Origin of the sequence: Wolbachia endosymbiont of Drosophila tristis, from assembly GCF_028981745.1 — a bacterium.
In the GTDB taxonomy this organism is placed as follows: domain Bacteria; phylum Pseudomonadota; class Alphaproteobacteria; order Rickettsiales; family Anaplasmataceae; genus Wolbachia; species Wolbachia pipientis.
Genome location: NZ_JAPQLN010000027.1, coordinates 20,360 through 27,259, shown reverse-complemented (window position 1 = coordinate 27,259; position 6,900 = coordinate 20,360). Strand labels below are relative to the sequence as shown.

General features: G+C 34.8%; 7 protein-coding genes, 2 tRNA genes and 1 pseudogene. 7 read left to right on the top strand and 3 right to left on the bottom strand.

What is annotated here, in order from left to right; genetic code table 11:
* Window positions 1-131: pseudogene (locus OZD64_RS00615) on the bottom strand (IS4-like element ISWosp8 family transposase); the annotation flags it as partial.
* 384 nt (window positions 132-515) lie between these two features.
* On the opposite strand from OZD64_RS00615, the gene OZD64_RS00610 reads away from it, so the two are divergent.
* The 3 genes from OZD64_RS00610 to OZD64_RS00600 all read left to right on the top strand — a co-directional run bounded on the left by OZD64_RS00610 (window position 516) and on the right by OZD64_RS00600 (window position 2,770).
* A complete protein-coding gene (locus tag OZD64_RS00610) occupies window positions 516-809 on the top strand; it encodes a hypothetical protein (protein ID WP_274999116.1) in 294 nt (97 codons plus the stop codon).
* A gap of 24 nt (window positions 810-833) precedes the next feature.
* Entirely contained in the window at window positions 834-1,136 is a 303-nt protein-coding gene (locus OZD64_RS00605) for a hypothetical protein (RefSeq protein ID WP_010963066.1), read from the top strand.
* Between the two features lie 107 nt (window positions 1,137-1,243).
* Window positions 1,244-2,770 carry an acyl-CoA carboxylase subunit beta gene (locus OZD64_RS00600; RefSeq protein ID WP_274999115.1) on the top strand — a complete coding sequence of 509 codons (1,527 nt, stop codon included), beginning with the start codon at window positions 1,244-1,246 and terminating at the stop codon, window positions 2,768-2,770.
* A gap of 53 nt (window positions 2,771-2,823) precedes the next feature.
* On the opposite strand, the gene OZD64_RS00595 is transcribed toward OZD64_RS00600, so the two are convergent.
* A tRNA-Thr gene (locus OZD64_RS00595) sits at window positions 2,824-2,896 on the bottom strand.
* A gap of 247 nt (window positions 2,897-3,143) precedes the next feature.
* Here OZD64_RS00595 and mutM point away from each other — a divergent pair.
* Window positions 3,144-3,959 carry a bifunctional DNA-formamidopyrimidine glycosylase/DNA-(apurinic or apyrimidinic site) lyase gene (gene mutM / locus OZD64_RS00590; protein WP_274999117.1) on the top strand — a complete coding sequence of 272 codons (816 nt, stop codon included), beginning with the start codon at window positions 3,144-3,146 and terminating at the stop codon, window positions 3,957-3,959.
* A 16-nt stretch (window positions 3,960-3,975) separates the two neighbouring features.
* The gene (pdxH, locus tag OZD64_RS00585; protein WP_022626142.1) at window positions 3,976-4,569 is read left to right on the top strand and encodes a pyridoxamine 5'-phosphate oxidase; all 594 of its coding nucleotides are present in this window, start codon (window positions 3,976-3,978) and stop codon (window positions 4,567-4,569) included.
* 3 nt (window positions 4,570-4,572) lie between these two features.
* Here the strand turns inward: pdxH and OZD64_RS00580 are convergent.
* Window positions 4,573-4,649 (bottom strand) — tRNA-Met (locus tag OZD64_RS00580).
* A 62-nt stretch (window positions 4,650-4,711) separates the two neighbouring features.
* Between OZD64_RS00580 and OZD64_RS06715 the strand changes: the two genes are divergently transcribed.
* A complete protein-coding gene (locus OZD64_RS06715; RefSeq protein WP_274999114.1) occupies window positions 4,712-5,242 on the top strand; it encodes a hypothetical protein in 531 nt (176 codons plus the stop codon).
* Window positions 5,229-6,875, top strand: a complete 1,647-nt coding sequence (locus tag OZD64_RS00570) for a ComEC/Rec2 family competence protein (RefSeq protein ID WP_274999113.1) — start codon at window positions 5,229-5,231, stop codon at window positions 6,873-6,875. The genes OZD64_RS06715 and OZD64_RS00570 overlap by 14 nt, the downstream gene beginning before the upstream one ends.
* Window positions 6,876-6,900: the final 25 nt, after the last annotated feature.

Sequence of the window (6,900 nt, the reverse complement as noted above, 5' to 3'; positions counted from 1 at the left end):
AAATCATAGAAAATACTGTCGAAAAAGGAAGTTTTCTTGTTCGTGTAAAACTCAACACAATGGATTTTCTGAAAAGTTTTCGAGTATATTGCATTTTTAATTTGTAAGATAAGATCTTTTCCTTTTTGCATGCCTCACCTAAAAAAGACACATTTTAAACTTTTTTGTTGCAATAAAATAGAAACAAAAGTGCTGTCCCTTGCACTCTTTGGATAATTTAATGATAAAAAGTTTAGAGAGAAATTTTATATACTATCGCTGATATTTTTCCTTAAGTTGACGCCATTGCCTGAACACTTACCTAATGATGAAGCTATCGAAAACATAGCAAAGAGACTTCAAAAATCTATAGACGATGCAAAAAAGCACAAGGTCATGTTTAGTGTTGATGTATTCCAAGGAGAAAAAAGTCATCAATAATAGATTATTCGATACTGATCTTATACCACCTCATGGAGCAAGATAAAAATGTTACTGAGACTGGAAAAGAAAAACTACGGCCTCTTATGTTAGAAATGTTTAATCTAGTTTCAACAGGCACTGATGTGAGCCAAGAAGTTCGGAGATTATTGCCAGAAGATATACTGAAAGAACGCGGCGAATATTTGTCACGTCTAAAACAAATTGTAAGTGATAGTATTGAAAATGACAAAAAAAAAGGAATTGTAGTAGAAAGAGATAATAAATTTTATTATGTACAGTGTCCAGAAAAAAGTGTGATCACTCCTGCAAAATTTATGAACTCCCCGGAATTTAAGGACTTAGAATATGGTGCATTGCGAATAGGAGAAGGAGATAATCTAATCTGAATAAAAAGCTGGCAATATCATGATATGCAAGGCAAAGTAAAAATGACCTTTAGGGTAGGCGATGAAAAGATCGAAATGATTTTATCTTCTGAAAAAGCTGAAAGTTTTGGTAAAATAATGGTACATATGGATGACAAAAGTTGTGAAATCTTCTCAAAGTACCTAAAAGAGCTAGAAAAAGAACCTCGTATAAGCAAGGTTGTTGAAGCTGCTAAAAGTTTTGCACAAACGAAAAGCAGTGCAGTTAGTCCACCTCTTTCTAATATGAAAAGAGTTGACACATCGCAACATTTTCAAAGTAGTGACCATGAATCACCAGAGCATTAACAATTATCATACATACATTGTTGCATATAGCAATAGTGTATGTGTATAGTTAGTAGGGTTTGTAAACTTAATAAAGTCTACAACTAATTTGAAAACTACTTTATTGTATGCAAGACTTTAAAATACTAGAAAATCTAAAAACCAAAGCACTAGAAGCTGAAAAAGGAGGCGGTTCTGACAGGATTACCAAACAACATGAAAAAGGGAAATTAACTGCTAGAGAAAGGCTCAGTATATTGCTCGATGAAAGTTCTTTTGCAGAATACGATAAATTCGTAAAACATCATGCAAATGATTTTGGCATGCAAAATGCTAATTTTTTAGGTGATGGGGTAGTGATTGGTCATGGTACTATTTATGGCAGAAAAGTTTTTGTTTATTCTCAGGATTTTACTGTCTTTGGTGGTTCACTTGGTGCGTCACATGCAAAAAAAATATGCAAAATTATGGATATGGCAATTAATGCCAGAGTTCCAATTATCGGACTAAATGATTCTGGTGGAGCCAGAATTCAGGAAGGAGTAAATTCTCTTGCTGGTTATGGAGAAATTTTTCAAAGAAACGTAAATGCATCGGGTGTTATACCACAAATTTCTTTAATTATGGGCCCATGTGCAGGAGGTGCAGTTTATTCCCCAGCATTAACTGACTTTACTTTCATGGTGAAAAACAGTTCATATATGTTTATAACCGGGCCAGATGTAGTAAAAAAGGTTACCTACGAAGATGTAAGTTTCGAAGACCTCGGTGGAGCAAAAATTCATACAGGCAAAACAGGAGTAGCGGATTTTGCATTCAATAATGATGTTGAAATGCTGCTAAAAATGCGTGAATTCTTTACTTTCTTACCAGCAAATAATCAAGAATCACCAAAATCTGCACCAATCTGTAATGATGTTGACGACATTGATGAATCCTTAAACACTCTAATTCCTACCAATCCTAATACTCCTTATGATATGTATGAACTCATTGAAAAAGTTTGTGATGAAAGGAATTTCTTTGAACTGAAACCTGATTTTGCTCGTAATATCATAACTGGTTTTGGTAGAATTGGAGGAAATACTGTCGGTATTGTTGCAAATCAACCTATGCACCTTGCAGGATGTTTGGATATTGATTCTTCAAGAAAAGCTGCGAGGTTTGTAAGGTTTTGTGACGCATTTAACATTCCGATCATCACACTTATTGATGTTCCAGGATTTTTGCCGGGTACAAATCAAGAATACAATAATATAATACAACACGGAGCGAAACTGCTTTACGCTTACGCTGAAGCGACCGTGCCGAAAATTAGCCTTATCACTAGAAAAGCGTATGGTGGTGCATACATTGTTATGAATTCGAAACATCTAAAAGGTGATATAAATTATGCCTGGCCAACTGCTGAAATAGCTGTGATGGGCCCTGAAAGTGCAGTTGAGATTATATTTCGACACGAAAAAGATCAGCAAACGTTAATTAAAGAATATAAAGAAAAATTTGCTAACCCATTTTTTGCTGCATCATATGGATACATTGATGACATTATAGTGCCAAGTAAAACAAGGTATCACTTTTGTAAAGCATTAGAGCTACTCAAAAACAAGAAGGTAGAAAGGATATGGAAAAAGCATGACAACTTACCTCTGTAACTTTCTTCTAAGCCTTGCTTACAAGTTATGCAATATTATAAGTATAATCAGTGTGCCGTTACCAAGACTCGAACTTGGGACCTCGTCATTACCAATGACGTACTCTACCACCTGAGCTACAACGGCAAGTTTATATATTATGATAATGAATAACACAAAAAAGAATAAGGAAAAAGAAGAGGAGAAAAAAAGATTAGCGAAAGCTTTAAAGCAAAATATTTTGAAAAGAAAAAAGCAGCAACAGAGTAGACAGAGAACCCTTTCAAAACTCGTTTGTGGTGAGGAATTTTTAGGAGAAAGCACCGCAGAATACTCGAATGTATTTGAGAACGACAAAATTACCATCAGAAACTTAAGTTTTGAAGGAGGTATCATGCCAGAACTACCGGAAGTGGAAGTAATCTCTAATTTTTTGCTTGATAAAATTAAAAACAAGCAAATCAGTAATGTTATAGTGAATAATTGGAATTTACGTGCCCCAATAACAAAAAATATTGATGATATGCTAAAGGGCAAAGTCATACGCAACATCAAGCGTAGAGGTAAGTATACCATCTGGAATACAGATGGTAGTGTGGCTGTAATCATACATCTTGGCATGAGCGGAAAGCTTATATATGCTGACTACGATCAAATGCGGAATAAGCATGATCACGTGGTATTTTTATTTTCTGACAATACTTCAATAATTTTTAATGACCCAAGAAGATTTGGATTAGTTATCGTTTTAAATAAAGAACAAGAAACGGATTTTTTTAGCGATTTTGGAATAGAGCCCCTCACGGATGAATTCAGTGGAGACTATTTACAGGAGTTGCTGAAAAACAAAAAAGTGAATATCAAATCAGCGTTAATGGACAATAAATCAATAGTTGGCGTAGGCAACATATATGCTTCTGAGAGCTTGTTTAGAGCCCGTATATCACCACTCAGGTCAGCAAAAAACTTGACCTATAGAGAGTGCGAAAAACTTGCTGCTGAAATAAAAAATACTCTGAGTGATGCAATTGCTGCAGGTGGTTCAACACTGAAAGATTATGCACAGCCATCTGGATCTGCTGGATACTTTCAAAATAACTTTTACGTATATGGTAAAGTTCAAAAACCTTGCAAGATTTGCAATAATATCATAACACTTATACGACAAAATGGCCGTAGCACTTATTTTTGCAACGCGTGCCAGAATTAAGATTTTATTTTTTGATATGATATTTTCACTTGAAAAAGATCCATTTGATTTGTTTTCAAAGTGGTACAAAGCAGTACTTAATTCTCCGTGTGAACAACCAACTGCAATGACGCTAGCAACTTGTAGCAAAGACTGTATTCCATCTGCAAGAGTGGTATTACTAAAGGAATATAGCAAAGAAGGTTTTGTGTTTTTCACTAACGTAAACAGTAAAAAAGGGAAAGAATTGACTGAGAACCCCAAAGCTGCGTTAGTGTTTCATTGGATAGAATTTGCTAGGCAAGTGCGAATTGAAGGAGAGGTTAAACTTCTAAACGATGAAAGAACTGACAAATACTTCTCTTCTCGAGCGCTGGGTAGTCAAATTAGCGCATGGTGCTCAAAACAATCGAGCATTCTGAAAGATTGGCAAGATTTTGAGCAAGCTATAAAATTGAAGGAAAAAGAATTTCACAATACACAAGTTTCTCGTCCTGATTTTTGGGTGGGATTTTGCGTAATCCCAAAAGTAATTGAATTTTGGCAAGAAGGTGAATATAGGAAGCATATTAGATTTAGATACACTCTTGTTGAGGGAAGCGATTGGAAAGTGGAACAACTATATCCTTAAAAATGGTTGCGGGAGTAGGATTTGAACCTACGACCTTCAGGTTATGAGCCTGACGAGCTACCGAGCTGCTCCATCCCGCGTCGTTGCTTATTTAGTTATTATATATACAAATAATGAAAAAAGAAAAATAAAATTTCACCACATGCAAATATCGACACACTTATTAACTTTTCTTGACATAATAGTTAGTTATATACGTAACAATCTGCGCAATGAACAATATAACTTGATACTGTGGTTTCCTGTTCTTCAGTGTGCAGGAATTTTAACATATTTTTCCCTAAGTTTTGAACCAAGCTGCATATCTATTTTTCTTTTGCTTTTACCCACACTAATTTTGATTGCAATATTATACAGAAAGTACGCAATATTATGCATTGCTTTAATTGCAGTGCTCATAGGATTTACAGCCAGTAAATTAAGAACAGCTTTAGTTGATACTCAAATTCTTGATAAAGAGAGGTATGTAAAAAATATCGTTGCCACAGTGAAGGATATTAACGACAGGGGCTCATATAAACAATTTCTGCTTTCTGTTGAAAAATCCCCTACTATCTCAAAATCCTCTCCTGTCATCCCAGCGCCCCCTTTTGTCATCCCAGTACTTGATACTGGGATCCAGAAAAAAAAAGATATGGATTCCAGCGTCACGCGCTGGAATGACACCGGATAGAGCTCTAGATAACATCAGAATATCAGTTAGAACCAAAGTGGAAAAAGGCATTAAAATAGGCGATCAAGTAAAATTATCAGCAAAACTCTTCCCTCTAAAGATTGCACCTTCGGAGTATGCATACGATTTTGCAAGAATAGCATATTACCAGAAAATAAGTGCAACAGGTTTTGCAACAAGCAAAATAGCCCTACACAAAAAGGCTGAAGCAAGGCAATTTCTAGAGTATATAGAATCTTTCCGTCAATACATTTATGAAAACCTGCAGCAAAATATCAAAAAACCACATGCGGATATAATCTCTGCATTACTGATCGGTAAAAAAGATGGCATAGATCAAAAAACTATGGACGCGATACGAGATTCAGGTATAGCACATTTGTTTGCCATATCTGGTTTGCATTTATCATTTGTTGCTGGTCTGTTTTTTGTAGTGTTTCGTAATTTATTCGCAATATCTGAAACTTTGACTCTTAAGTATAACACCAAGAAAATATCTGCATTCCTTACTATCTTGCCAACCACGTTTTATTTATTGATTACCGGTATGCAAATTTCTGCTCAGCGTGCCTACATTATGGTGATTTTAGTACTCGTTGCAATAATGATAGAGAGAAAATATCGAGGGTTAATAGCAATTGCGTTTGCTGCTTCAGTGATACTCTCAGTAGAACCAGAAGCAATTTTAAAGCCTGGCTTTCAGATGTCATTTTCTGCTGTTTTGGCACTGGTTGCCAGTTATCAAATTAATGCTAATAAGTTGTTCAAAATAAAAATAATGAAATATTTTGTGTCGATAATGATCAGCTCAGTAATAGCAAGTTTAGCAACTGTTCCGTATACGATATATAATTTTAATTATTTTTCAATTAGTGGCATTATCACAAATTTAGTTGCTATACCAATAGTTACATTAATTATTATTCCACTTGGAATAATCTATGTTTTGTTGATTCCTTTGGGTGTTGAATGGATTATAGCGCCATTTATAGAGCGCCCAATTGACAGCATTTTGTATATAACAAATGCAATCGCTAGTCTTCAGTATTTGGTTATTCCCATTCGTACTTTTCCTGCCTCATCAATTATTATAATAACATTTGGGTTATTGTGGCTGTGCTTGTGGGAAAGAAATTGGCGTTTCTTCGGAATTTTCTTTATTGTGCTGGGTATTTTCTCTAGTGCTATGTATAGAACTCCTGATATCTTGATAAATGCTGATAATGTTGCTGCAAAGGAGAGTGATAACTTACTATATTCTCTCACCAGAAAAAATAGGAACTTTGTTGTCAAAACATGGGCGAAGCAAAATGGGCAGAACCAAATTTTGAATCATAAAAAATACAATAACTCAGATAAAAGGCTAAAGTGTAACGATTATGGCTGCATATATAATAAAGGAAATAATAAATTAGTGCTGCTAGCTTATAAAAAAGAAGATATTTCAGAAAATTGTGATAAAGTTGATTTAACAATTCAATTAAGTGAATTCGACTATTCAGCTTGCAACGCTAAAATTATTAAACATGCTGATCTAGAAACGTATGGCACACATTCTGTTTGGTTAACAAATCGTTACGTAAAGATTAATACAGTGCGCTCCAATAGGCCTTGGCACATGTTGAAAAATTAAGAAACTTGATTTTAAGGTTTGGTTA

What these genes read in the sequence shown, in the direction of transcription:
- OZD64_RS00610 (WP_274999116.1), top strand. Translation starts at nt 516, where the DNA reads ATGTTTAATCTAGTTTCAACAGGCACTGATGTGAGCCAAGAAGTTCGG.
- OZD64_RS00605 (WP_010963066.1), top strand. Translation starts at nt 834, where the DNA reads ATGCAAGGCAAAGTAAAAATGACCTTTAGGGTAGGCGATGAAAAGATC.
- OZD64_RS00600 (WP_274999115.1), top strand. Translation starts at nt 1,244, where the DNA reads ATGCAAGACTTTAAAATACTAGAAAATCTAAAAACCAAAGCACTAGAA.
- mutM (WP_274999117.1), top strand. Translation starts at nt 3,144, where the DNA reads ATGCCAGAACTACCGGAAGTGGAAGTAATCTCTAATTTTTTGCTTGAT.
- pdxH (WP_022626142.1), top strand. Translation starts at nt 3,976, where the DNA reads ATGATATTTTCACTTGAAAAAGATCCATTTGATTTGTTTTCAAAGTGG.
- OZD64_RS06715 (WP_274999114.1), top strand. Translation starts at nt 4,712, where the DNA reads ATGCAAATATCGACACACTTATTAACTTTTCTTGACATAATAGTTAGT.
- OZD64_RS00570 (WP_274999113.1), top strand. Translation starts at nt 5,229, where the DNA reads ATGACACCGGATAGAGCTCTAGATAACATCAGAATATCAGTTAGAACC.